The organism is Streptomyces sp. NPDC002619 (genome assembly GCF_042889305.1).
Taxonomy (GTDB): domain Bacteria; phylum Actinomycetota; class Actinomycetes; order Streptomycetales; family Streptomycetaceae; genus Streptomyces.
In genome coordinates, this window is record NZ_JBIAQV010000021.1 from 15212 (window position 1) to 39210 (window position 23999).

The window sequence follows — 23999 nt, forward strand, 5'->3', positions numbered from 1 at the left end:
GCCTCGAAGATCATGGCCCCAACGTCGTGCTTTACCGGGCAGGTCCACAGACTGCCCGACGCGCCGGCACGAGGGTGGCAGCTGGCCCTGCGGCGTGGATGGCGGGGATTGCGGGATGCGGTCAGGTGGTCTTTCGGATTGCGATGGCGGCGATGTCGTCGTTGAGGTTGTCGCCGCTGTGTTCGAGCAGGGCGTGGTGGAGGTTGTTCAGGGCTTGCCGGGGTGACGTGGTCAGCTGGTCACGGGCCCAGATGGTGAGGGGGAAGAATTCTCCGGTTGCGTCGCGGGTTTCGGTGACGCCGTCGGTGTAGAGCAGCAGTTGGTCACCCGCCCGGAAATCAAATCGCCGGGGGCGGCAGGTAGTTGTGAGCAAGCCGCCGATGTTCAGGGGCGGGGCGGGGTCCTCTGTGTCGAGGATGTCGATGCTGCCGCGCCGGCTGAGCAGGGGTGGGGGGTGGCCGCAGCTGAAGATTGTGGCGTGGCTGCCGTGGCGGGGGATTTCCACGAGTACGGCGGTGGCGAAGAGTTCGGCGGGGTCCCCCTGGGCGAGGGTGGCAGCGTCGTCGCGGAGCAGCGTGACCTCCAGGCGCTTGGCAAGTTGGGTGAGGTCGGTGGCCTCGTAGGCTGCTTCCCGGAACGAGCCGAGCACGGCCGCGGCCACAACAAGGGCGGGCAGTCCTTTGCCGCGGACGTCGCCGATGGCCAGGCGGATTCCGTGCTGGGTGTCGGCCAGGGCGTAGAAGTCCCCGCCCATCCGTGCGCGCGGGGTGGGGGTTAGATAGAGGCTGTCGATCTCCAAGGGCCCGACATAGCGCGGTAGGGGCCGCAGCAGAACCTTCTGCGTGGCGTCGGCCACGGTACTAACCTCGGTGAGCGCGCACTCACGCTTCAGGCGTAGATGGCTGGCGTACGCAGCGGCCACGGTGACCGCAGCGATGGCTCCTGCAGTGAACATGAGGGAGTGCTCCGACGATGTGGCAGCGTAGACCGCAACCCCCAGCAGACAGGCCAGCCCGAGGACCAGCGTGGGTACAACCCGCCACAGCGCCGCCGCGAGCGCGGGCGCGGCGGGGAGCAGCCGACCGATAGAAACGTCGGGCGGCGTCAATACCCCGAGGACAGAAAGAAGCAGTGTCAGGAGCAGCGGCGAGAGCAGCACCGGGTCCTGACGCACTCGGTCCAACCAATGCGCACTACTCCTACCAAGCACCCTCATAAGTGCAAACATAGGTAAAACCTCGCAGCGATGATGGTAGCGCGTCGCATGCCTCTGGAGGTGCATCAGAGCCTGCTCGCCAGAGACGCCCTGCACCCTCCGCCCGGAGATGACACACCGGAATCGGCGTTATCCAAGTCAGGTAAAGCCTGACATGGACGTCTGGGCGGCATCACCCGCCAGTCCGCCACGAGCGCTACCAGGACGCCGTGGATGAGTGGCAGCTCTCCCTTGTTCAGCGCCAGCGAGACCGGTACCGCCGCTAGCCCCTACCCCGCCCCGATCCTGCACGAAGCCGCACTGGAGCCCACCGCCACCGGGGCCCGGCTGGACGCCTGGGCCGCGAGCACGTGCCCTCCGCCCGCGCCGAGGACCACCCGGTCACCGGGCACCTGTCGCCGCTGACCACGGTGAAGGAGGTGAACCAGGTACTGGCCGCCATCCAGCATCTGACCGCACACGACGCTGCCCCCGTCGAGAGGAGTGCGGTCTAAGACCGGAAGGCTGCCCTGCTGGAGCGCATCGCCGCCGAGGACGGCCGACCCGAGGCTGCCGAACAGGTCGCCGCCGCCCGCGCCCGAGCTCCGCAGCTCCGGGACCAGGCCGACGCATGACAGCCTGACAGGGCAGAGCCGCGCGGAGGCGCCCGACACACCTCCGACACAGTCTGTGTCGCTGACGCCCATCGATGGCCTCCACCACAGGTCAGAGAGCTAGTCGAACTGATCGACGCATTCACTCCGGAGCCGCGTGCGCAGGTTCGAATCCTGCCGGGGGCACCCTGTATGAGGTGCCCAAAGACCCCGTCACCAGCGGATACGCTGAGGCCGGGGTCTTCGTGCATGTGCAGGCGTGAGCCGCCGGAAGCGGCCCTATGTCGGGGTCCGTGGACTAGCTGTGGACGGGATCTTGGGGCATCGTTCCAGGTGAGACCCGGAACCCTAAGACCGCGCCAGGCGCCGACCACGTCCTCGTACGCAACGGAGCCGCCGGCCTTGCCCGCCCTTCTTCAAGGCCGAGGCGCCCTTTACCGCCGCGTCCCGTCAGCTTCGCCCTCCGGCATAGGGTGCGGACATGCGGCCGGAGGTTGCCCGGTCCGCCGGCCGGCCGATCGAGGCGGCCGTGAGGGCCAGCAGCAGGGCTATTACGCCGACGATGACATTGTTGACGATGGTCTTGGTGGTGCTGACGTCACCGGCCACGGCCCACGGTGAAATGATCGTCCACACGCTCAGCACACAAGCAGCCCACGCCATGCTGTGCACACGGTCGTAGGCCCGGCCAAAGCCACCGCTCATGATGAGTGCGTAGGCGATGCCGACGATCAGGTTGTTGACCGCCAGGGTGGAAAGGCCGTTGAACCCCGTGATCCACGGTGAGGCCGCGAGGTAAAGCCCGGTAATGAGGGCCGTGGTCTCGATGACTTGAGCCCTCGGAGTGGTCGCGGTGCGCTCGGCCATCTCATGGCGTTCGCGCATGGCGATGATGTCGGGATGGGCTGCCATGTCAGGCCGAGGAGTGGTCGCCATGCCCGTCACCTCCAAAATTATCCGTTTCGTGCAGTTCAGGGTCGAGTACCCGAAACGCGCGAGATAACCGCGCGGAGCGAGGCGATACCAAGCTGCCACCGGGCAGCAGACAGGCCGCCGACGCGGATCAGACGACCCGCGCCGGTACCAGGCTCACTCGTACTCGCGGAGCAGGTCCTCGATGCGGCGGTTGGCGACCTCCTGTCGCCCGTCGAGACACTTCGCATAGCGGGTCAGCAGAACCTCGACGCTGTTGCCGGCGCGCTCGGCCACCTCGGTGGGGTCGACGCCCGCGTTGAGCCACGTCGAGAAAGGGCAGCGATGACGCTGCCGAGGCGTCCGCCCTGGTAGTCGTTCCACGTCTGTTCTACGCGCACAGCCGCAGGGGCAGGTGTCGGGAGCTGAGCCTCAGCGTCGGGGCCGAAGAGCAGGCGCGAGAGGCGACGCGGGCTCATGAGGGCGTCACGTACAGCGGGGACGTCGTCCTGATGCCGCTCGTCTTCCATGAGGACGGTCTGTCCGAGCAGGTCCCCGAGCGGCACGCGCAGGATGCGCGACAACTCCGCAAGCATGTCGATACGGGGTGGCTTCCGGCGCCCGGTCTCGATCTTCGCGTGCCAGTCAGTGCTACGACCGACCAGACCGGCTAGCACCTCTTGCGTGTAGCCGCGGCGCTTCCGGTAGAACGCGATGCGCTCGCCGATGCTGAGGTGATCTGCAAGACCACGCATAGGGCGTTGCCTCCGGCTGCTGAGTAGGGGCGCCATTCACGGTACCGACGCGGCGGGGAACGGGTAAGCGAGCCAAGCCCTGACCGCCATAACCAGCGTGAGGCACTGAAGAGGAGGGGACCCGGACGGATTGTCCGGGTCCGATGGAACCTGCTCACGTGTCCGGACTGTCCGGCTGTCCGCTTACGCCTCTCACCTGCACAAACGGCCCGGACAGCGCAAAGTACCGGTGTCCGGGCTGTCCGGTTACAGACGGCTGCAACACCCGGGGTGTTGCAGCTCGTCGGCGAAAGCCGACCTCTCAATGAACGTACGACCCCCGCCAGCAAGATCACGATCAATGCTGTGGAGGTGGCGTGCGCAGGCCGTTACTGTCGGGCGTCATGCGAATCCTTGTACCTGGCGGCACCTCGTTTGTGGGCCGGGCCATCGTGGACGATGCTCTGCATGCGGGCGCGGAGGTGACCCTGTTCGGTCGGGGCCGGACGGGATCCGAGCTGTATCCGCATGTGCCCAGGCGTATCGGCGACCGAGACACCGGTGACTACACGGCCTTGCACGACGGTAGTTGGGACGCGGTGGTCGATGTCAGCGGGTACGTGCCGCGCCACGTCGGGCAGGCAATGGAGGCGCTCGGCGACCGAGTCGGCAGATACCTGTTCATCTCCAGCCAAGCGGTGTATGCGCGGACAGGTGCGGGGCCGGGCTCGGACGAGGACACACCGCGTCGGCCACCGGTCCGTGACACCGAGGAATTGACCGAAGAGACCTACGGGCCGCTCAAAGCGGCCTGCGAGGACGACGTGTCGGCCCGATACGGCTCACGGGCGACGATCGTGCGGCCGGGGAAGGTGGCCGGGCCGAACGACGTGCAAGATGGGCTCACCTACTGGGTGCGCCGGGCCGCGCGCGGCGGCCGGGTAGCCCTGCCGGGCAGTCCCGAGCAGCCGGTTCAGGTGATCGACCCGCGTGACCTGGCCCGCCTCGTGGTGCAGCTGCTGGTGGACGACAGACCCGGGGCGTTCCACGCCGTCGGTCCAGCCGAGCCGACCACGATGGCCGAGCTGATCAGCACCTGCGCACGGGTCGCGGGCAGCCAGGTCGACGTCGTTCCGGTGCCGACTGACGCAGTGTCACCTTTCTTCCCGCTGATCCGACCCGAATCGATGTGGTCGACGCAGCAGCGCAGCCCGGCTCGCGCCCGAGCCGCCGGTATGCCCGCGACTCCGTTGGCGGTGACCGTCGCTGACGTGCTGGCGTGGGACCGCGAGCGCGGCGAGCCACCGCTGGGGCACGGGTTGTCCCCGGAAGAAGAGGCGAAACTTCTCGCTGGAACCTGATCGCTAGAGCAGGCCGAACTGCCCAGCCACCATCACGATCTACGGCTGGAGGTGTGCCACGAACACTGAGAGTGAGGTTGATGTAGGTAGAGACCCTGCTTGATGTGGTGCTGTGCGGTAGATGAAGGCTTTGTGGCCCTTCGGCGTCGCCTGCGGTGGGAGGCGTCAAACCACCCCGAGCTGCGTTGGCTGATTGTGTCCTGAACGCGAAAGGGAGTTGATTGTAGGGCAGTTCCCCGAAACGGTGCTGTGCGAGAGATGAAGGTATGGCCCTTCGGAGCCACTCTGCGGAGGGGGGCTCCAAACCGCCTCATGCCGCGTTAGTTGCAGACTGTCGTGGTGAGCGACTGAGGAAAAGGCGTCCTAGAGGCGTCAGGTGGGGATCGGGAAGACGAGCGCAAGCGAATCGCTGCTGAAGTGTCGTTAAGCAGACAGATGACATCAGAACCGAGGTCTTTGGCTAACTTCGGGATGAGCCTGGCGGGTGTCCGTTTATTGGTCAGGTGGTGTCCGGCATGTAGGCGACGTGAGTCCGATCTGCTGCTTTCGCATGGAACAGGAGAAGGCGAACCCCGATATAGCCCGTCTCGATAGGGGTGGGCGAGAGGGAGAGCTCCAAGCGGCAGAAACCGTTAGGAGTTGAGTACCGTCGCGGGGTGCGCTGGCGGACGGGCTCGTAGTAGTGATGAAGCTCCTGTAATGGGAGTGGAGCGAAGGGGCCGGGCCATTCGTGACGTTGTTTATCTAGACAACCGGGCGTTCCCGGGAGGAACTACATGGACACGTTGAAGTCATCAGGCAAGTCGTTTGATATTTCGAAGCGGGAGGTCTGGGAGGCATACGAAGGGGTGAAAGCGAACAGAGGCGCACCTGGTGTGGACGGTCGGTCCATTGAGGACTTCGAGAAGGATCTGAAGAACAATCTGTACAAGATCTGGAACAGAATGTCGTCAGGATCGTACTTGCCGCCGCCGGTGCGTGCGGTGGAGATCCCCAAGTCGCCTCCCGAGGGCGGCGTGAGGATTTTGGGCGTGCCTACGGTGGCCGACCGAATTGCTCAGACAGTGGTGGCCAGGCATCTCATGGATCGGGTTGAGCTCGTATTCCATGAGGACTCGTACGGCTACCGCCCTGGCCGGTCGGCGCTGGATGCGGTGGAGCGATGCCGGGAACGTTGCTGGAAGAGGGACTGGGTGATCGATCTCGACGTCCAGAAGTTCTTCGACAGCGTCCGGTGGGACCTCATCGTCAAGGCCGTGGAGGCGCACACCGACGCCGTGTGGGTGGTTTTGTATGTCAAACGGTGGCTTCAAGCGCCGCTTCAACTGCCCGACGGCACCTTGCAGATACGGGACCGGGGAACCCCACAGGGGTCAGCGGTTTCACCTGTACTCGCGAACCTGTTCATGCACTACGCGTTCGATATCTGGCTGGCGCGGAAGTGGCCGGGCATCACGTTCGAGCGGTATGCCGACGATGCGGTCGTGCACTGCGTGTCGGAGCGTCAGGCCCGCGATGTGCTGGCCGCGCTGACGGACAGGATGGAGGAGGTCGGGCTGCGGTTGCATCCCGACAAAACCAAGATCGTGTACTGCCGGGACGGGAAACGCCGACGGCCCTTCGGGCAAGCGGAGTTCACGTTTCTGGGGTACACGTTTCGCGCGAGAGAAAGCCGGAACAAGCATGGACGACGGTCCACGTCGTTCGAGCCGGCGATCAGCAAGGCAGCCCTGAAGAGGATCAGTGCGGAAGTCCGCAGCTGGGGGCTCCACACCCGGTCCGATCTCTCCTTCGTAGAGCTCGCACGACGGATCAACCCAATCGTGCGGGGCTGGATGCAGTACTTCGGCCGGTTCTACCGGTCGGCACTGACACCCCTCTTGATGCGCATCAACGCCTACTTGGTGCGGTGGATCCGCCAGAAGTACAAGAAGCTCGCGGCGCTGCGGAAAGCTCTCCGGAAGATGTGGGAAATCGCCGATCGATACCCCCGCATGTTCGCGCACTGGAGATGGACCACAATCGCGTCGTCGGCCTGGTGATCAGAGTGGCAAGAGCCGTGTGATGGGAGATCATCAAGCACGGATCTGTGAGAGCCGGGGGGTGAGATTCCCCCCGGCTACTCGGCAGACCGTCGTGGTGAGCGTCCGGGGAAAAGGCGCCGGTCAGGCGTCAGGTGGGGACCGGGAAGGCGAACGCGAGTGAACCGCTGACGACGTGTCGTAAGTAGTAGGTGACATCGAAACCGGGGTGACTTCAGGGTCCCGGGACAAGCCTGGCGGGTGACCGCTTATTGGCGAGGCGATCCGATGTCGGGACCGCTCCTGCTTTCTCCGCCACCGAGCGATCGTGTTCAGGATCACGTCCGACTGCTTCTCGCGGGCTGTCGGGAGGCCCCTTGCTTGGTGCAGCTCGCCACCCATGGCCGTCAGTGCCACCCATCCAGGGATACCTGCGGACCATGAGTCAGATAGCAATGGAGGGCGCTGGCGGTGGTCTCCACAAACTCTTCGGGGATTGCGTCGGCGTCGACCCAGCGGACCCGGGCGTGCTTTCGTGGTTCCCGGTTCTCGGGTTCGCCGGTCCATTCGTCGGCGGCGAAGACGACAGTGAGGAAGCCGTTGGGGGCTTCGACGCCCCAGGCGCCGTGGATGATGTGGGCGACTTTCAGGGACTCTGGCTTCACTGTAAGGCCCGTTTCCTCGTACAGCTCGCGTACGGCGGTTTCGGTGATGGGCTCGCCGGGCTCACTCTTGCCGACGGGGAGGTCCCACATGCCCTGGGCAAACTTGGCGTTCTGGCTCCGCTGGAGAAGGACGACGCGGTTGGTGGCTTGGTCGTGGACGATGACAGCGGCGACCAGCAGGGTCATGGATTCGAGGGCGGGTTTGAGGGCTTTGGGCTGGTCGTCGGTTGTCCGCTGAGCCACGGCTGGTGTCCCTTCGTCGGCCGGTTGGTGGGCAGCTTAGGCCAGTGCTTCGCGTGCGCGGCGGGCGAGTTCGGCGGCTCCGGGCACTTTGCGGCGCTGGTAGACGGCGAGGGTTGAGCGGAGCGAGGTGATCGCCTTGCGGGTGCGGTCGGAGGTCATGCCCTCCGTGAGGGTCAGAGCCTGGGACCAGGCGGCGATCGCCTCGTCGGCGCGGGCCTGGGCGGCGAGGCTGTCGCCGAGGTCGGCGTAGGTGAGGGCGTGGACGCGCTTGTACTTCTCGGGGTCCCAGCGGATCAGCGCGTCGCGATGCTGCTGTTCGGTACCGACGTGATCGGCAAGATCCGTGAGCGTGCGGGCGGTGTGGCTGGCTACGGTGCCGGCAGCGGGACCGCTGACGCGGGAGTAGCTGGGCTGGGGGCCGTCATCGCGTAGGAGGGCGTCTTCGGCGGCGAGCAGGGCTCGGGCCGCTGCCGGCTTCTCTCCTGTCGCGGCGTAGGCGCGGGCGTGGGTGATGTGGAGCAGAGCTTCGGTCTGACTGTCGACGTGGCCAAGGCCGCGGATGAGGGCGCCTTCGACGAGGTCGACGCAGTGGTGGGGCTGTTTGAGGCTGAGGGCCTGGTGAGCGAGGGCGCGCATCATCCAGGCGGCGTGGCCGTGGCGGTCGGCTTCGCAGGCGAGTTGGTAGCCGACCTGGTAGTAGCGCTGGGCGGCGCCTTCCTGCCCGAGGTCGTGGTGCTTCCAGCCTGCCAGGTAGGCGAGTTCGGCCACGGCACTGAAGGCCGCCTGTCGTAAGGCTTCGCTTGGGTAGCGGCCCCGGAGCATGGGGGCGGCGGTGTCGGCGAGGTAGGCGGTGACGGTGGTCAGGCCGTGGCCGCCGCCGAGGCGTTCGTCTGCCGCGCTGAAGGCTGCGGTGATCTGGCGAACGACATCCACGTCCTCCGCCCCGACCACGGATGTACCGGTGCGGGCGCGGAGCATGCGAGCAGTGGCCACATGGTCGTGGGTGAGGGGCATGGCGACGCCGGCAGTGGTGAAGGCGGCCACCGCGAGGAAGCGGCGACGCTCGACGTCAGCGCGGCCCAGGTCGGTGGCGGTCAGGACGGGATCCCGCTCGTCCGACTCCTCGGCGTCTGGTGCGCGGAGGCTGAGTTCGGTCTGGGTGATAGTGCGGCCTGTCCGGCGGGACAGGGCTTCGGCGAGGTACTGGCCGGTCCGGCCGGTGGGCTGGCGGGTGCCGTTTACCCAGTGGGAGACGGCTGACTTGTTGGTCTGGAGGATCTCGCCGTTCTCTGCCGCGACGCGCCGGATGTCCTTGGCCAGGGCCTCGTACGTGCAGCCAGCCGCGTTGATGGTGTCGCGCAGGCGGGAGTTGGGTTCTCTCTGCGCCGCCACATCGCCTCCCGTCCGGGGCTGTAAACCGCGTATACCACTTCAACTGCCTCTCACCGTACCCACTGTGCGTGAGCGAGGGTTCACTAATCATCAGCCGCCCGGCCTCGGTCCGACACCGCGACCAGGCTCCCCCCTTCGGCCGGGCGGCTCCCCGAAGTTCCGTACGCCTACACCGAGTTCGGGCATTCCTGTGCCCGAGCCCGGCCGATCAGAGACGGAGACACGGTGACCACCATCGACACCGCGGCCATCACGGTCGTACTGCCCGAGGCGTTCGACAAGCGCTGGAGCCGCCTGCCCGGCATCCAGGTCGGCGGCCGGCGCATCACCATCGACCCGGCCGAGTACTTCTTCCGCTTCGAGTCCAGCACATGGCTCGTCGCCGACTGGGAGCTGGTCAAGTCCCGGCTTCTGCACGTGGAGGAGACCACCGAGAGCGCGGTCGAGCAGCTCGCGTTGGAGTTCATCAAGGCCCACACCGAGTCCACCTCGGACGCCGCCTGGGTGCTCGCCACCGCCTACGAGGTGTACGCATACCTCTTCCGCGATGAGCACCTCGCCGGCCTCGGCCTGCCGCAGATCACCGCCGACCACCTGCGAATGCTGCGCGAGGCAGCCACGCTGATGGCGCTCAACAAGGTGGAGCTGGACGGGCGCATCTCCAACGTCGGCCCGTGCTGGTTCTTCCCCGCCGCCACCTCGGTCGTCTTCGACCTGGGCGACGAGATGGGCGGCCTGCTCGACGAGGTCTACCACGGCGGCTGGTTCAACGAGCACCGCCGCATCGAGTCCATCAAGGCCCACGCCGCCCTTGGCGGCCGGCTCGTACACGGCTGCCAGTCCGTGCCGGACCAGTCCGGCGGTGTCGTGGCGCCCTACGGTGCCTCGATGGCCGCCTTCCGCGACGACCTCGCCGCGTTCAAGGCCGGATGGATCGAGCAGGTCTACGCCCACCGCGTGAGCCCTGCCGCGTAGCACCACCGCCCAGCTCCGGGGCGGGCCGCCTTCTCTCGCCCGCCCCGGACGCACCCAACCTCCCTGGAGCCCCAACGTGACCGCGAACCCCAGTACTGAACTCCTTGACAACCTGCTCACCCTGGCCGGCCGAACCACCGCCGTTCGCAAGGAGGTGCGCGTGTGGTCCATGTCCGGCGTCGAGCGTCTGACCTTCACCGACGGCACCACCGCCATCTTCAAGTACGCCAAGAAGCCGTTCGACAGCGAGGACCAGGCCCTCCGGCTGGCCCGCACCCTCGGTGTCCCGGTGCCCACCGTTCACGCCTCAGCAGTCCTGGACGGCTGGCTCGGGATGCTGCTGGAGGACCTCGGCGCCCCCATTCGTCAGGCCGACGACCTCGACGGCGCCGCCGCGGCCGTGGTCCTGCACCGCACCCGAATCGCCTCCGCCCTGCCCGTGCTCGATCAGGACCAACTGCGCACCCTGCCGAGCCGGGCTCTGGAACACCTCGGTCGGCTCCGCAAGGCCGAGCGGTGGCAGGACGCAGACGACGTCGAGGACGCTCTCGACCGCATCGCGCAAGCCGCCGAGGGTCGCTCGGCCGGTGCGACGGTGGCTCCGTTCGGCTGGGTGCACTCCGAGTTCCATCCCACCAGCCTCCACATCGGCCGACACGGCTGGCGTCTCCTGGACTTCGCCCGTGCCTTCACAGGCCCCGGCCTGCTCGACCTCGCCAGCTGGCACGGCACCATCGACACCCCCGACCCCGTCCGCCTGCGCGTCTTCCTGGACACCTACGTCACCGAAGGCGGCACCCCCGACGCCCTCGCCGAACGAGGCGGGCTGCCCGCCGAGAAATGGGCGCTGGGCTGGCACCGCATGTGGGCCGTCGAGTGGTTCATGGAGCAGTCCATCCACTGGATCAACGACCCGGCCACCGACCCCGCCTACATCAAGGCAGTACGCCGCCACCTCACCGACGTGCTCCACCTCTTGGAGGTCTAGGTGCTCGCCCAGGCTTCCCCGTGGTACGCCCATGCCCTTCAACGCACAACCGCTGCTCCCGCCGAGCCGCTGTCCGTACCCGCACGGATGGAATGGACTAGTCGGCCCGGCAGCGGCCCGGGCGCCGAGATCCTCGGCCCGGAGCTGCGCCACAAGCGGCTGCTGGAACTCGGCTGCGGCCCCGGCCACAACGCCGCCCACCTCGCCACCCGCTACGGCGCCCACGTCACCGGCGTGGACCTCGTCGGCCTGCAGGTCCGCCGAGCACGCTCACACTACGGCCGACTGAACAACCTCACCTTCGTCGCCGGTCACGCCCTGCACTACCTGCAAGCCTCCGACGAACAGTTCGACGCGATCTACTCGGTCTTCGGCGCCATCGGCCTCGTAGCCCCCGAGCTTCTACTCCCGGCCATCGCCCAGCACCTCAAGCCCGGCTGCACTCTCGCCTTCTCCGTCCCCCACCCCCAACGCGGCGGCCTACGTCCCGCCGCCGACGACCGGCCCCGACGCGACTACGTCACCCTCCCTGACCGCACCCGACTACCCATCGCCCGCTGGGACTTCGACGCCGACCGCTGGGAGAAACACCTCGACCGCGCGCGCTTCTGGCTCACCTCGGCCCAGGAGTTCCACGACGCCCGCTACAGCCGCTGGCCCACCACCCTGCTCATCACCGCGCGCAAGCTCTGACCCCCACCCCCGGCTCCCCTGGGAGAAATCGATGCGCCCGCCCTACCTGCTTCTCGACGTCGACGGCGTCCTCATACCCTTCCCCGAAGCCGACGGGACCACCCCGGCCACCCACAGCCGTCACGACGTCGTCCCGACAGGCCGAGCCCCCGACACCCCCGTCACTATCTGGCTCAACCCCGCGCACGGCCCCCAGCTCATGCACGTGATCCGCACCGGCCTGGTCACCCCTGTCTGGTGCACCAGCTGGCGCCAAGACGCCACCAACCTCATCGGACCGCTCCTCGGCCTCCCGCCCCTGCCGTACGTCGATCTCCCACGCCAGCAGATCACCACCAGCCACCCCAACGGCTACCTCTGGAAACGCGATCACGTCGACACCTGGCTCGGCGACGCGCCCGTCATCTGGATCGACGACGACTTCACCGCCCTCGACCACGCCTGGGCCGCCGAGCGCACCGTTCACGGCCCGGCGACCCTTCTCCTCCAGCCCGCCCCACGCATCGGTCTGCAGTCCGAGCATCTGGTCCAGGCAACAACGTGGGCTGCAGGGTTGCCTGTCGCACAGGCTGACGCAGCCGACGCGCCACATCGGGCTGAAGCTGCCTGACGGAGCAAGTGATGGGCGAGCTGGTGCCCTCGGCGTAGGGATCGCCTGGCCTGAACGGCCGTGCAGGATCCTGGACCATGCGGGAGAACGTCACCTACCCCGGCACCACGGACCACCCCGCCCTCGACGGCGTGACGGTCACCATTTCCACGAAAGGATCACCGCCCTGGTCGGCAACAACGGTAGCGGCAAGAGCACGTTGGCCAAGCTTCTGTGCGGCCTGTACGCCCCGGACACCGGCCGCGTCCTCTGGGGCGACATGGGCGCCACCGAGGCCGACCGGACTTCTACCGCTCGTCCTTCACTGCCCCTGTCAACATCGCGATCGGCCGCCCTGACGCTCCGCATGACGACCGCCTCCTGCACACCGCCGCCGAGTACGCCGGCGCCGACGAGACCATCGCCTCCCTGCCCCGCGGCTGGGACACCCTGCTGGCCGGCGGCTACAAGGGTGGCCATCTGATCTCCGGCGGCCAGTGCCAGTGCCTCGGCATCGCCCGCGCACGCCACCGCGAAGCCAGATCTTCGTCCTCGACGAGCCCACCAGCGCCCTCGACGCCGAGCAACGCGTTTTCGACCAGATCCGCAACCCCGCCGCCGAAGGTCAGATGATCGTCCTGATCACCCACCGCCTCCACAGCGTCCGCCACGCCGACGTCCTCGACCACGGAACCTTTGAGCACCTGATGCGTACTGACGGGGACGGCCCGGCCTGTTCCGCCGCATGTATCTGGTGCAGTCGGAGCAGTACCGCCTCGACGAACACAGCCTCCCGAGGCAGAACGGAGCTGCCGCACGGGATCACGAAACGAGCCGACCAGTAACCGCTGAGCCCCGCTTCCCCCCAGCACCAGATTTTCCTGCGGCTCGCCCGTCGGGACACATAGCCCGCGCGCATCCCGACATGGGCAATTGCGCAGCGCAACGGGCGGGCCTGCGTAGTCAGTTGCGCAGACCCGCACGGAGGCACGCAGACACCGTCAGCTGACCCGGCTGCGCAGGGGCCTGGCCGGTAGTGCAGCCCGGTGCGTATCACCCATCCAAGGATGCGCAATGAACAGGCACTTGTTGACACGCCCACGCGTGGTGGGCCCTTTGGCTGGGGCGACCTTGAGCCCAACCACGGCAGGTAGGCGGGCGGCTGCGCAGGCTCCGGTTCGCCCGCGTGTACCGACTGCGCAGCCGTCGACCAGTACTGCGCATCTGCTGCGCGCTCGGTGTTTGCGCAACGCTGTGGTTCGGCCCATGGTCGGGATTGTGGTTGGCCTGTGGTCGGACTCTGCGGAGCCGTCGTACTGGGCGGTGCGCAGCGGCTGCGCGTGCCGTCTACGCATCCTGGGACTGGCTCCAGACGACTCTGCTGGCGGGGTCCCGGATGGGGCGCCAAACTGGCTCGGACGGGCCGTTGTTGCGCAGGTCGGCCAGCGATGCGGCCAGAACGGGGACATCGCGCAGGAACACGGCCAGCGCTCGGCCCGCCGGGGCCGCGTGCAGGGCGCGGATGCGGGTGGTGATGCCGGCGGGGCCGGTGCCGTCCAGGACGAACAAGACGCGGGGGAAGAGCGGGTAGCGCTTTCGCCATTCCTCCTGCACCGGTTCCTGCCCGATGGTCGGCCGGCGGTGTCCCGGGGCGGCGGGAACGTAGTGGTAGAGGCGGGCGTAGGCGGTGAGTTTGGCGGCCAGGCGTTCCGGGCTCATGGTGGCCCGGTCGACCTCGACGAATGCCCGCAGCATTGCCCCATGGCCGTCGGCGGGGCCGTTCCGGTAGTACATCAGCGCGTCGGGGATGACGGCCTCGCCACCCCCGATGGAGTGGTAGACCTCGGGCAGCCAGTCCAGCGGCCTGCACAACTCGCCGCGGCGGCGTGCGTCCTCAACAAAGAGGAGCGCAGTCTCGGTCACTGTCAGCGTGTGTCCGACCCGCAGTCGCGCGGCAGTCGGATCGGACACAGACTTCGGTGGCCGTCGTCCGCGCAACTCCGGCCACTCGGAGGCGATCTGCACACCGTACGAGGTGGGAAACCACACGCGCAGTCGCCCGGCCTGGGGCAGGGTGATGCGGTCTACGAGTCCCTCTTGGCGCAATTTGGCCAGCCGCCGCCGGGTCTGCTCCCTGCGCACTCCAGGAGCGATCACCCGGTGCATCTGTTCGGTGGTGGCCATCCGGTACTGCGTCAGCACCGCCAGCGCAAGCCGGTCACCACCGCCCGTATCCACGTCGGTCATCGTCGGGCCGCCTTCCTGTACGGGGCGGCGCCGTCCTGCCCGGCGCCGCGCCTACCGGCCACAGCAGCAGCCGACCCCGACCGGACCACCGACCACGAAGACCCGACCACGGTCACGATGCGACAACACCGCCCCCGACCACGCCGATATCCCCGCCGACAGCAGTCCGTGCGCTGGCACGCCGAGCGCGACGTATCCGCAGGTCACCACGCCCTCTTCAGTTTGGTTGCCAGCCCGACATCCCCCTATGCGCCTCTCGCAGCCTCCCCGAAGCAAGGAAAAGAGAGTGGGGGCGGGCTGGGCAGCGGTCGGCGCGGCGGGGGATCTGGCGGCTTGGAGGTGGTGTTGCGCGTCGGGGGCCTCCGCGCTCCGTGCCGGGCCGGCACACCAGGGGCAGGGGCAGGTGGCGTCCCGCCGAGCGGGTTGCGACGCGGATCCCGTGACTCCGCGAGCCACGGCAGCTTTGCGCCTGCGGATCGTGGTGATCGCGGAGGGCCGCTCGCTGGAAGCAGCGCTCGACGTCCGTCGGAGCTTGCACCTGCGCTCGCCGGTCGCTGTACTCGATCGGCTGCTGCGCGCTCGTACCACGACGGCCAGTCCGAGCGGAGGAGCTGCGCATTGACCGTCGCTCGTGAGTGCGCGCTCTCAGAGGTCGAGTGGGGACACGTCGTCGCCGAGCCGGGGGTGGACCCGCGTCAGCAGCCGCTCCTCCAAGATGGTCGCGTAGATGGCGGCTTGCGTGGTGGCGGGGTGGCTCGGCGGCCAGATCCCGCGGCGGAAGACGCAGCGACGGCCGTGGAAGAGCACCACCGCGGTGGCGGCGACGACCACGTTGTCCGCGGCATCGGACACGGCTTCGCCGGTGAGTGATTCGAACTCGCCGCCCCGTCGGTCGCAAAGATCCAGGACAGCCTGGCGGGCGGACCGCAAGAACACGTCCGTGTATTCCTGCGGCCCGCCCCAACCGGCGTGGTCGTCAGTCACCGCAGTTGTGCATCGCGCTGTCGGTGGAGGCCAGGACGACCTCACCGCCACCGGCGGGAAGGACGAGGTGGACGCCGTTGACCTTGAGAGGCCGGCATCGGCGCCGGTCGAGGGCAGCTGTTCGTTCACGATGAGCCGACCACCTCCGACGAGCGGGATCTCCGTATTCGGATCACCCGACACCGTAACCGGAACTCCCGCGATCTTCAGGGTGAGCGTGGTGCTGCCCGTGGTCCTGCCGCATTCGCTGCTGGGGACTGCGGTGAGCCCGGACACGTCGATGACCGGCACACCGGGTAGTCCGATGCGGGCCTGCGCCACCGTCGAGGTCGCCGTGACCTTGCCGGGGGCGAGCGTCGTGGTGACCTTGGGGCACAGCTTCTGCACCGACAGCAGCGGCGAGTTGTACTCGGCCGAGCACGGGGTGTCGGTTGCGCTCGCGTCCGCCGTGCGGACGGTCCCGGTGTCGGGCTGCGGCTCGATCTCCAGGAGCGGTACGCCGATGAGAGCGACGTGCGCCGAGAGGGGTCGAAATCCCCGGCCGGTTTGCGGTTTGAGCAGACTCCTGCGACCGGCCGCTCCGGCTCCGCACATCGCCGTTCCCCCAGGATCCAAGCTGAGCAGCGCGGGCGACGCCATGGCAGCCGGTCGTGCCGGCCCATCGAACGGGGGCGGGACCGTGGCATGGTCCCGCCCCCGACTTCGCTCCGCTCTCAGTGGCGGTGCTCTGACGTCACTTCAGGCCAAAGGCCCGGGTGATCGTCTGCTCCACGGCGTTGCCGTCGGAGTCACGAGCGCCTGCCTTCAGGGTGACGAACTTGGCGCCCTTGGGGGCGTCCAGCTCCGTGCGCCATCCGCGGCCGTCGGAGGTCCGCTTCAGGGACGCCCGGTGCCAGGTGGCGCCGTCGTCGTAGGACACCTGCAGGGTCACGTCCTTGAAGGCGGCCGGGGGCTGATCCGCGTACGCGGTCGGCCACTGGCCCGGCATGGCCGGCTTGACGGTGAACTCCGCATCGTGGTGCGCCTTGCCCGAGAAGTCCGTGTCGACGTCGTAGTCCAGCTGGACCAGCGGCAGGGGCGCCATGTCGAACGGCGAACCCGCCGCCGAGGTGAAGTCCCAGACCGTCCGGGTGCTGGTGGAGTAGGGGCTCGCCCAGGCGCCCCGGGAGTGTTCCGAGACGATCCGGTACGGAAGTCGCTCGGGCTTCAGCCCCACCACGGAGGTCCAATAGGTGGGTTCCTGCGAGAGCAGGGTGTCGCCCTGGTAGATCGAGGTGCGCGACTGGACGTCCGGGTGGTTGGGGGCGTATCCCATACGGTCGGCGCCCGCGTCGCCCCATGCGGCGGGGACCCACGCAGTCATGAAGTCGCGCTGGCGGCCCATCCAAGAGCTGGCGTACGAGTAGCGCGGCCGCTGGATCGGGGAGAACCAGTTCTGCGCGGTGCGGCTTCCCGCACTGTAGTGCTTGTCCGCGGCGACGATCCGGACCTCGCCGGTTACCATCGCGCTCTCCCGGTACTGCACATCGGGGGACACGTAGTCGGTGCGATTGCCTTGGGCCTGCCCCGGAAACTCCGGCAACCCGACGGCCCACCAACCGGCTTCCGGCCACACGTCGTAACGGAAGTCCGTGGCCTGGGCCGGGCGGTAGTTGCGGAAGGACATGTCGACCCGGGCGAGGTCGTCGGTATCCGGGCGGTACGCGAGATCCGCCGGGATCTGGTTGTGGTACTTCCCTACCACGTCGTACAGGTACTCGGTGGTCGGGTTGGAGTACACCTCCAGTGACTTCCCGGCCTTGGTGACCTGGGAGATCAGGCGGCGGCCTTCCTCGAGGTTCAGCGTCGCGATGTTCAGCGGCGCGATGCTGTCGAAGGCCAGCGGCTCGAGGCGGCCGGGGCGGTCGTTGACGACGAGCAGCAGCCCGGCACCGGCTGCGGCTGCGTTTTCGGCCTGGGAGGACAGCGGAACCGTGTCGTTGCGGTCGACCACGACGGCCTTGCCGCGGACGTCACGCCCCTCGTAGTCCGCCTCGGCGCCCTGCCCCGCGTACACGGCCGCCATCCGGTGCGACCCCTTGGACAGGGGCTTAGTCGCGCGCCGCACCAGCAGGTCGCGGTAGGTCTCGTCACCCGCGGAGATCTTCATCGCGGGCTGCTCATTGCGCCAACGGGTGCGGAGTTCGAGGGCTCCCTCGGTCACCTTCGCGGTCGGCACTGTCCAGACGCTGTCCTCCACGCGCGTCGTGAGGAAGGACCAGTAATGTTCGACCACACCGGGGAAGGTCCGCTTGTAGTCGACCCGGAGCGCGGTCGTCTCGGATTCCCGGGGCGTCACCAGCTTCATCTGGCGAGCTTTGGCGGCGTCGAACTCGACGGTCATGTCACGGTCGAGCTTGATCTGCGGCGCCGCGAGCAGGGCGCGTCCGCGGGACTGCGGACCATGAGCGCCCGGGACCTGCATCCAGTAGGCCAGCGACCAGGTGCCGGCCGGCAGGTTAAGGGTGAAGACGCCGGGGTTGTTCCAGTCCTCGAAGCCGAGTGCCCAGTCGCTCAGGTAGGGGTGAGACTCCTGGTCGGAGGTCCCGATCAGGTTTCCGTCGCCCTTGTAGATCTCGCCCGAACGGTCCTTGGGCACGACCGTGAGCTTGAAGATCTGGTTGGCGGTGGCGAAGCCGACGGCAGTGTGGGCGAGACGGGTGCCCGCCGCCGAGGCATCGATACGTGCGTCGTAACTGGTCCCGCGGGCGGCCTTGTCGACGTTCGCGGTCACGGTCACCGCGCTGGTGCCGTGCGCCGGAACGGTGACCTTGTCCTTCGACAGGGTGAACAGGCCGGCCGGGGCCTTCGACGACGAGACCGCGAGGTCCAATTCCACCGGGCTGTCGCCGGTGTTGGTGTACGTCACCGTCTTGTCGGCTGTGTCGCCGGGCTCGGCGGGCCAGGCGTGCTCGCCCAGGGAGACCGTGCCGGTGGCGAAGAGGGTGGCCTTGGTCGCCGCCGCGGCGTCGACCCGGCCGGCCCCCGCCTGGAAGGCGGTGTAGTCCGGGGTCGGCTTGGAGGTGCTGACCAGGGCGTCCTTCAGCTGCTGCCCGGTCCAGTCGGGGTGCTCGGCGGCCAGCAGTGCGGCAGCTCCGGCGACATGCGGAGTCGCCATCGAGGTGCCGCTCATCTTCACATAGTCACCGGATCCGCCGACGTGCCGCGAGAGGGCGGCGAGAATGCCGACACCGGGAGCGGTGATCTCGGGCTTGACCGCGCTGTCCGACCAGCGGGGGCCGCGGCTGGAAAAGTCGGCCAGCTTGTCGTTGCTGTCCACGGCACCGACGGTCAGCGCCGCGTCCGCGGCGCCGGGCGCGGCGACCGTCTTCGCCTTCGGGCCCGAGTTGCCCGCGGCGATGGTGAACAGCGTGCCGGTCTCGGCACTGAGCCGGTTGACGGCCTGGCTGAGCGGGTCGGACCCGTCGGACTCGCTCCCGCCCAGGCTCATGCTGATGACCTTGGCGTGCGCGTCCCGGGCGGCCCACTCCATACCGGCCAGGATCCAGGACTGCTGTCCCTGGCCCTGATCGTTGAGGACCTTGCCCACGTGCAGCCGGACGCCGGGGGCGACGCCCTTCTCCTTGCCGCCGGAGGCCGCGCCGGTACCGGCGATGGTGGAGGCCACATGGGTGCCGTGTCCGTTGCCGTCCACGGCGTCTGTGTCGGCCTCTTGGGGACCGCCACCGCCGTCGGGGTCCTCACGTACGAAGCTGGTCGCCTCGGCGACCTGGCCGACCAGGTCGGGGTGAGTGTCGTCGATGCCGGTGTCCAGCACGGCGACGTCCACGCCCTTGCCGGTGTTGCCGCCGGCCCACGCCTCGGGTGCACCGATCTGCGCGGTCGAGTCGGCGAGGGTCGCCTTGACCTTGCCGTCCAGCCAGATCTTGGAGATGCCGCCGGCCAGGGTGGGCTTGGGTGCGGGCTTGGCGAGGAGGGTGTTGCTGGGGGCCAGCTTGGATGCGCTCACCCCGGAGGTGATCGCCGACCAGAACTCGGTTGCCTTGCCGTGGTCCTCGGTGAGGGCCGCACCGTTGATGCTGGAAAGGGTGCGGACCCGGGTCGCGCCGCGTGGTGCGGCCTGTGCGCGGGCGGCAGCAGTGCTGGTGTAGGTGACGATGAGCGGCAGCCGGCTCACCCGGGCGTTGTCGTAACCGTCGGCCACCAGCTGGGTGACGTTGAAGAGTTCCTTGTCGAGGAGACCGGCGGAGACGTACGGCGCGGCCGACTCGGGGTACACATACAGGTCCTTGCCGACCGTGTCGGTGTGCGCGGCGATGGGCTCACCGTGCGGACCGCTCACCGTCAAGGTGCCGGCGCCCCCGGCGGGCGTGACCTCCACCTTGTCACCGGTGATCAGGGTGACGGTACGAGGAACGGACTGCGCGGCCGCCGCGGCCGGGTCGGACGCACCGGCCGGCGCCGTGCTCTCCAACTGCCGTACGGGCTGCGCGTCTGCGGATGTCGTGACCGAAAGGGACAGCATGGCCGCTGTGATGCCGAGCGCCGTCAGCCTCGCTCTACGAGAGGATATGAGAGGCAATTTGAGATTCCTCCATGGCTTTACGTGTTCTTAACTGGAGCATCGTGTTCCTTTGATTCGCGGTCAGCCATGGAGGAGGGGTGTCGCAGTTGGGCATGGCGCAGATGCGACATCCGGACAACTGCGGGGCACAGCGGCAACGCACACACTGCGGTTGCGGTTCGTGGACCTGATACGCGCTCGTGTTCCGCGTCAGGCGAACATCTCGGAGGCCGGCCTTGCGCCCTCGGTCGACGGCGCCGGCTTTGGCCGTGCTTGCGCCGGGGAACACCGATTCCGCCCGACGTCAGTCCCCACCGGCACTCAGCTTGTCGTTCAACCTCGCCGGGTCACCTGACCTGCTGATCTTGGTGCGGGCGGCGAAGTACGAGGACAGCAGCCCGATCACGTACAGCGGGACCACCGCGACGAAGCCGGCAATCATCCGGGTGGTCACCAGGAACGGCAGCGAGGGGACGCCCATGACTTCGAGGACGTCCGTCTCCTCGCTGATCCGCATCGCGCCCAGCTGCGCCGTGAACCCGGCGCCCACCGTCGCGGACATTGCGAGCCCCGCCCCGCCACCAGCGGAGCGATCTCCCGGGTGTGGAAGTACGCCGAGAGGAACGCCACGAAGTTGGGGGTGGCGAGCTGGTTGAGTGCGGCGTACCCCTGGAGGCCCATCTCCGTGCCGGTGAAGAACGACAGGAAGGCGATGACGCCGACAAGCCGCAGGGTGCTTTGTCACGTTAAAGGTGAACATGAGGTGATCTTGGCTTGGGAGGCGTCGGAAGGGGGCAGTCGTGTCGACGGTGCCACCGGCGTACACCGGTCACCGGTGCAGGGTGATGCCGCACCAAAGCCGGATGCACCGGGACGCGGATGCGGCGTACATCTCCCTCGCCGAGCCCCAATCCGAGCTGGTGCGCGGCCAGGTCGTCCGCCTGGCCACCGAGGTGGACCTCGCACTCCTCGGCGTGCACGCCGAGGCCTTGCTGTGGATCACCGTGCAGCCCGCCGCGCTGGAGGAGACCGCCGAGACCCTCACCACCCACCCGCAGGTCCGGTTCACCGCCGCGACGACGGGCCCCGCCAACCTCCGAGATGTTCGCCTGACGCGGACCACGAGCGCGTATCAGGTCCACGGACCGCAAACGCGAGGTCCAGCCCAACAACGCGCTCCAGTGGCGCATGATCCGCGACGCCCACGAACTCGGCGCCGCCGTCTACGACCTGCGCGGCATCACCGACACCCTGGACCACGACAACCATCTGCTGGGTCTGCTGCGCTTCAAGGCCGGCACCGGCGGTGAGGCGGTCGAGTATCTGGGGGAGTGGGACCTCCCGCTCAACCGCGTCCTGCACAAGGCCCTCGACCTGTACATGGCGCGCCGCTGAGGTCCCGAACACCCCTTACGACGGTCCGAGCGAGCGCTGCCTCACCCTCGCCAGATGCCCGGTGAACACCTCACGGGCGTCCGGGGTCAGCGTGCGCAGGGCCACCATGGCTGTGATCACCACGTCGCACAGCTCGGCCTGTACGTCGTCCCAGTCGTGGGTGACGCCCTTGCGCGGGTTCCGGCCGGTCGCCCCGATCACCGCTTGGGCGACCTCACCGACCTCCTCCGAGAGCTTCAGCACACGCATCAGCACCGTGGCTTCCTGCGCGTCCGAGGCCTCTTGCGGTCTGTTCGCCTCCAGCCAGGCCCACAGGTCGTCGATGGAATCCCAGAGGTCGGTCCGCGTGTCCTGATCGGTCATGCACGCAGCCTGTCACGCGCGTGGCTACTCCTCGAACAGCGGCTCCTGCTCGCCCTCCGCCGCCTTCCGCACCCGCTGGTTCCGCATCCCGATCACCACCGACGTGACCGCCCCCGTCACCGCCAGTGCCGTCGGGACCATCCAGCCGCGATTGAAGATGTTGCCGAAGGCGTGGTCGAGGGAGAGCCGGCCGGGGCCCGCGACGGCGAGGCCCGCCGCAGCCATACCGACGGTGAACGCGTGCTCGTAGCCGCCGTTCATGGCGAAGAAGCCGTTGGGCAGGTGGACCGCCGCCGCGCCCGCCATCGCACCGGCCGCCGCCGCACCCGCGGCCGGTGTGGCCAGGCCCAGTGCCACCAGCGTGCCGCCGCCCGCCTCCGCGAGCCCCGCCGCCGTGGCACTGGCCCGCCCCGGCTCGTAACCGATGGACCCCATGAACTGGCCGGTCCCCTTGATGCCGTGCCCGCCGAACCAGCCGAACAGCTTCTGCGTGCCGTGCGCGGCCAGCACACCGCCGGTACCCAGTCGGAGCAACAGCAGCCCCAGATCACGTCGGTCGTAACACGCCACGGTGACTCCCCATGCGGTCGGGTGGACGGCAGGAACCCGGGTACCGCCCGGGTATCCACCGTCGCACCGGTGCGGCCCGCGCAGCCCGTCCGGGCCGCCGTTCGGGTGGCGGACGCGCGGGAGCGATGTGAGTCTGACTGCCATGACGATTCAGACTGGCAAGCTCAGCGATCCGGCCGTCCGGGCCTTCGTGACCGCAGTCAACGCCCATGACCGCGAGGCCTTCCTGTCCATCCTCGCGCCGGGCGCGACCATGGCGGACGACGGCTCCGACCGGGACCTCGCCGAGTGGATCGACCGGGAGATCTTCTCCTCGCACGGCCACATGGAGGTGGACAACGAGTCCCGCGGCGGCCGTGCCCTCGTCGCCCGGTACAGCAACGACACCTGGGGCGAGATGCGGACCACGTGGTCCTTCACCGTCGAGGACGACGGCCGGATCTCCCGCTTCGAGACCGGTCAGGCGTAACAGTCCATTGTGCCGAGGGGGTTGCCTTCGAGTGCGCTTCAACTCCTAGCGTCCATGGTATGCAGACCAACAGTGGGATCAGCACCAGGACACTCGGACGCAGCGGCATCGAGGTCAGCGCCCTCGGTTTCGGCTGCTGGGCCATCGGCGGGGAGTGGCAGGACGCCGACGGACAGCCGCTCGGCTGGGGCAAGGTGGACGACGAGGAGTCCGTACGGGCCGTGCGCCGCGCCCTCGACCTCGGCGTCACCTTCTTCGACACCGCGGACACCTATGGCGCCGGGCACAGCGAGCGCATCCTCGGCCGCGCCCTCGGCATGCGCCGGGACGAGGTCGTCGTCGCCACCAAGTGGGGCAATCTCTTCGACGAGGACACCCGCACCAGCACCGGCCAGGACGACACCCCGGAGTACGCCCGCAGCGCGCTCACCGCCTCCCTGCGCCGCCTCGGCACCGACCACGTCGATCTGTACCAACTGCACATCTCCGACGCCGACCCGAAGCGCGCGGCCGAACTTCGCGACGCCTGCGAGGAGTTCGTCGCCGAGGGACTCGTCCGCGCCTACGCCTGGAGCACCGACGACCCCGACCGCGCCGCCGTCTTCGCCGAGGGCGAGCACTGTACGGCCGTACAGCACGCGTTGAACGTCCTCCAGGACGCGCCCCGACTGGTCGCGCTGTGCGAGGAGTTGAACCTGGCCAGCGTCAACCGCAGCCCGCTGGCGATGGGCCTGCTCAGCGGCAGGCACACCGCCGGGCGGGTGCTGGAGGCCGGCGACATCCGCAACACGCCGCCCGCCTGGCTGCCGGGCTTCAAGCGTGGCGCCGGGGCCGACGAGGACTGGCTCGCCCGTGTCGAGGCGCTGCGGGACGTCCTCACCAGCGGCGGCCGTACGCCCGCCCAGGGCGCCCTCGCCTGGCTGTGGGCGCGCAGCCCGCGTACCGTCCCGATCCCGGGCTTCCGTACGGTCGCCCAGGCCGAGGAGAACGCGGGCGCCCTTGCTCACGGGCCGCTCACCGTCGGG

At 68.4% G+C, this 23999-nt stretch carries 18 protein-coding genes and 5 pseudogenes; 11 read left to right on the top strand and 12 right to left on the bottom strand.

Annotation, left to right across the window (positions count from 1 at the left end; all coding sequences use genetic code 11):
• Positions 1–121: 121 nt before the first annotated feature.
• The gene (locus ACFYXB_RS27870) at positions 122–1174 is read right to left on the bottom strand and encodes a PP2C family protein-serine/threonine phosphatase (RefSeq protein WP_389587131.1); all 1053 of its coding nucleotides are present in this window, start codon (positions 1172–1174) and stop codon (positions 122–124) included.
• Between the two features lie 392 nt (positions 1175–1566).
• Between ACFYXB_RS27870 and ACFYXB_RS27875 the strand changes: the two genes are divergently transcribed.
• Positions 1567–1710 (top strand): hypothetical protein, encoded by a 144-nt coding sequence (locus ACFYXB_RS27875; RefSeq protein WP_389586970.1) that lies wholly within the window; start codon positions 1567–1569, stop codon positions 1708–1710.
• A 549-nt stretch (positions 1711–2259) separates the two neighbouring features.
• On the opposite strand, the gene ACFYXB_RS27880 is transcribed toward ACFYXB_RS27875, so the two are convergent.
• The 3 genes and pseudogenes from ACFYXB_RS27880 to ACFYXB_RS27890 form a co-directional block, all read right to left on the bottom strand.
• Complete coding sequence (locus ACFYXB_RS27880) at positions 2260–2745, bottom strand: SPW repeat protein (RefSeq protein ID WP_389586972.1); 486 nt, start codon at positions 2743–2745, stop codon at positions 2260–2262.
• Between the two features lie 153 nt (positions 2746–2898).
• Positions 2899–3057, bottom strand: a pseudogene (locus ACFYXB_RS27885) (site-specific integrase); the annotation flags it as partial.
• 284 nt (positions 3058–3341) lie between these two features.
• A pseudogene (locus tag ACFYXB_RS27890) lies at positions 3342–3512 on the bottom strand (helix-turn-helix domain-containing protein); the annotation flags it as partial.
• A 347-nt stretch (positions 3513–3859) separates the two neighbouring features.
• On the opposite strand from ACFYXB_RS27890, the gene ACFYXB_RS27895 reads away from it, so the two are divergent.
• Together ACFYXB_RS27895 and ltrA are read left to right on the top strand one after the other, a co-directional pair.
• Positions 3860–4816 (top strand): NAD-dependent epimerase/dehydratase family protein, encoded by a 957-nt coding sequence (locus ACFYXB_RS27895; RefSeq protein ID WP_389586974.1) that lies wholly within the window; start codon positions 3860–3862, stop codon positions 4814–4816.
• 776 nt (positions 4817–5592) lie between these two features.
• Entirely contained in the window at positions 5593–6858 is a 1266-nt protein-coding gene (ltrA, locus tag ACFYXB_RS27900; RefSeq protein WP_389586976.1) for a group II intron reverse transcriptase/maturase, read from the top strand.
• Between the two features lie 386 nt (positions 6859–7244).
• Here ltrA and ACFYXB_RS27905 read toward each other — a convergent pair whose 3' ends face one another.
• Together ACFYXB_RS27905 and ACFYXB_RS27910 are read right to left on the bottom strand one after the other, a co-directional pair.
• Positions 7245–7745, bottom strand: a complete 501-nt coding sequence (locus tag ACFYXB_RS27905; protein ID WP_389586977.1) for an NUDIX domain-containing protein — start codon at positions 7743–7745, stop codon at positions 7245–7247.
• Between the two features lie 36 nt (positions 7746–7781).
• Positions 7782–9137, bottom strand: coding sequence for a tetratricopeptide repeat protein (locus ACFYXB_RS27910; RefSeq protein ID WP_389586979.1), 1356 nt, complete (start codon positions 9135–9137; stop codon positions 7782–7784).
• 225 nt (positions 9138–9362) lie between these two features.
• On the opposite strand from ACFYXB_RS27910, the gene ACFYXB_RS27915 reads away from it, so the two are divergent.
• The 5 genes and pseudogenes from ACFYXB_RS27915 to ACFYXB_RS27935 form a co-directional block, all read left to right on the top strand.
• Positions 9363–10112 (top strand): hypothetical protein, encoded by a 750-nt coding sequence (locus tag ACFYXB_RS27915; RefSeq protein WP_389586981.1) that lies wholly within the window; start codon positions 9363–9365, stop codon positions 10110–10112.
• A gap of 76 nt (positions 10113–10188) precedes the next feature.
• Positions 10189–11100, top strand: a complete 912-nt coding sequence (locus ACFYXB_RS27920; protein WP_389586983.1) for an aminoglycoside phosphotransferase family protein — start codon at positions 10189–10191, stop codon at positions 11098–11100.
• Positions 11101–11793 (top strand): class I SAM-dependent methyltransferase, encoded by a 693-nt coding sequence (locus ACFYXB_RS27925; RefSeq protein ID WP_389586984.1) that lies wholly within the window; start codon positions 11101–11103, stop codon positions 11791–11793.
• A 31-nt stretch (positions 11794–11824) separates the two neighbouring features.
• A complete protein-coding gene (locus ACFYXB_RS27930) occupies positions 11825–12403 on the top strand; it encodes an HAD domain-containing protein (protein WP_389586986.1) in 579 nt (192 codons plus the stop codon).
• 92 nt (positions 12404–12495) lie between these two features.
• A pseudogene (locus ACFYXB_RS27935) lies at positions 12496–13172 on the top strand (ATP-binding cassette domain-containing protein); the annotation flags it as partial.
• 557 nt (positions 13173–13729) lie between these two features.
• On the opposite strand, the gene ACFYXB_RS27940 reads toward ACFYXB_RS27935, so the two are convergent.
• From ACFYXB_RS27940 to ACFYXB_RS27955, 4 genes and pseudogenes are all read right to left on the bottom strand, one after another.
• Positions 13730–14629 (bottom strand): replication-relaxation family protein, encoded by a 900-nt coding sequence (locus tag ACFYXB_RS27940; RefSeq protein ID WP_389586988.1) that lies wholly within the window; start codon positions 14627–14629, stop codon positions 13730–13732.
• A gap of 645 nt (positions 14630–15274) precedes the next feature.
• Complete coding sequence (locus ACFYXB_RS27945; RefSeq protein WP_389586990.1) at positions 15275–16207, bottom strand: choice-of-anchor P family protein; 933 nt, start codon at positions 16205–16207, stop codon at positions 15275–15277.
• 139 nt (positions 16208–16346) lie between these two features.
• Complete coding sequence (locus tag ACFYXB_RS27950) at positions 16347–20138, bottom strand: S8 family serine peptidase (protein WP_389586992.1); 3792 nt, start codon at positions 20136–20138, stop codon at positions 16347–16349.
• Positions 20139–20547: 409 nt separating this feature from the next.
• Positions 20548–20900 (bottom strand): annotated as a pseudogene (locus tag ACFYXB_RS27955) (ABC transporter permease); the annotation flags it as partial.
• A 414-nt stretch (positions 20901–21314) separates the two neighbouring features.
• Here ACFYXB_RS27955 and ACFYXB_RS27960 point away from each other — a divergent pair.
• Positions 21315–21572 (top strand): annotated as a pseudogene (locus ACFYXB_RS27960) (peptidoglycan bridge formation glycyltransferase FemA/FemB family protein); the annotation flags it as partial.
• A 15-nt stretch (positions 21573–21587) separates the two neighbouring features.
• Here the strand turns inward: ACFYXB_RS27960 and ACFYXB_RS27965 are convergent.
• Entirely contained in the window at positions 21588–21935 is a 348-nt protein-coding gene (locus ACFYXB_RS27965; RefSeq protein WP_351352134.1) for a MazG-like family protein, read from the bottom strand.
• A 24-nt stretch (positions 21936–21959) separates the two neighbouring features.
• The gene (locus ACFYXB_RS27970) at positions 21960–22505 is read right to left on the bottom strand and encodes a DoxX family protein (RefSeq protein ID WP_389586994.1); all 546 of its coding nucleotides are present in this window, start codon (positions 22503–22505) and stop codon (positions 21960–21962) included.
• Between the two features lie 142 nt (positions 22506–22647).
• Between ACFYXB_RS27970 and ACFYXB_RS27975 the strand changes: the two genes are divergently transcribed.
• Positions 22648–22974 (top strand): nuclear transport factor 2 family protein, encoded by a 327-nt coding sequence (locus tag ACFYXB_RS27975; RefSeq protein WP_389586996.1) that lies wholly within the window; start codon positions 22648–22650, stop codon positions 22972–22974.
• A gap of 59 nt (positions 22975–23033) precedes the next feature.
• Positions 23034–23999: aldo/keto reductase (locus ACFYXB_RS27980; RefSeq protein WP_389586998.1), on the top strand; the 966-nt coding region annotated here is incomplete at its 3' end.

Bases quoted from the DNA above. Each gene is read 5' to 3' on its own strand.
- ACFYXB_RS27880 (WP_389586972.1), bottom strand. From the start codon at position 2,745: ATGGCGACCACTCCTCGGCCTGACATGGCAGCCCATCCCGACATCATC.
- ACFYXB_RS27895 (WP_389586974.1), top strand. From the start codon at position 3,860: ATGCGAATCCTTGTACCTGGCGGCACCTCGTTTGTGGGCCGGGCCATC.
- ltrA (WP_389586976.1), top strand. From the start codon at position 5,593: ATGGACACGTTGAAGTCATCAGGCAAGTCGTTTGATATTTCGAAGCGG.
- ACFYXB_RS27930 (WP_389586986.1), top strand. From the start codon at position 11,825: ATGCGCCCGCCCTACCTGCTTCTCGACGTCGACGGCGTCCTCATACCC.
- ACFYXB_RS27940 (WP_389586988.1), bottom strand. From the start codon at position 14,629: ATGACCGACGTGGATACGGGCGGTGGTGACCGGCTTGCGCTGGCGGTG.
- ACFYXB_RS27945 (WP_389586990.1), bottom strand. From the start codon at position 16,207: ATGTGCGGAGCCGGAGCGGCCGGTCGCAGGAGTCTGCTCAAACCGCAA.
- ACFYXB_RS27950 (WP_389586992.1), bottom strand. From the start codon at position 20,138: ATGCTGTCCCTTTCGGTCACGACATCCGCAGACGCGCAGCCCGTACGG.
- ACFYXB_RS27965 (WP_351352134.1), bottom strand. From the start codon at position 21,935: ATGACCGATCAGGACACGCGGACCGACCTCTGGGATTCCATCGACGAC.
- ACFYXB_RS27975 (WP_389586996.1), top strand. From the start codon at position 22,648: ATGACGATTCAGACTGGCAAGCTCAGCGATCCGGCCGTCCGGGCCTTC.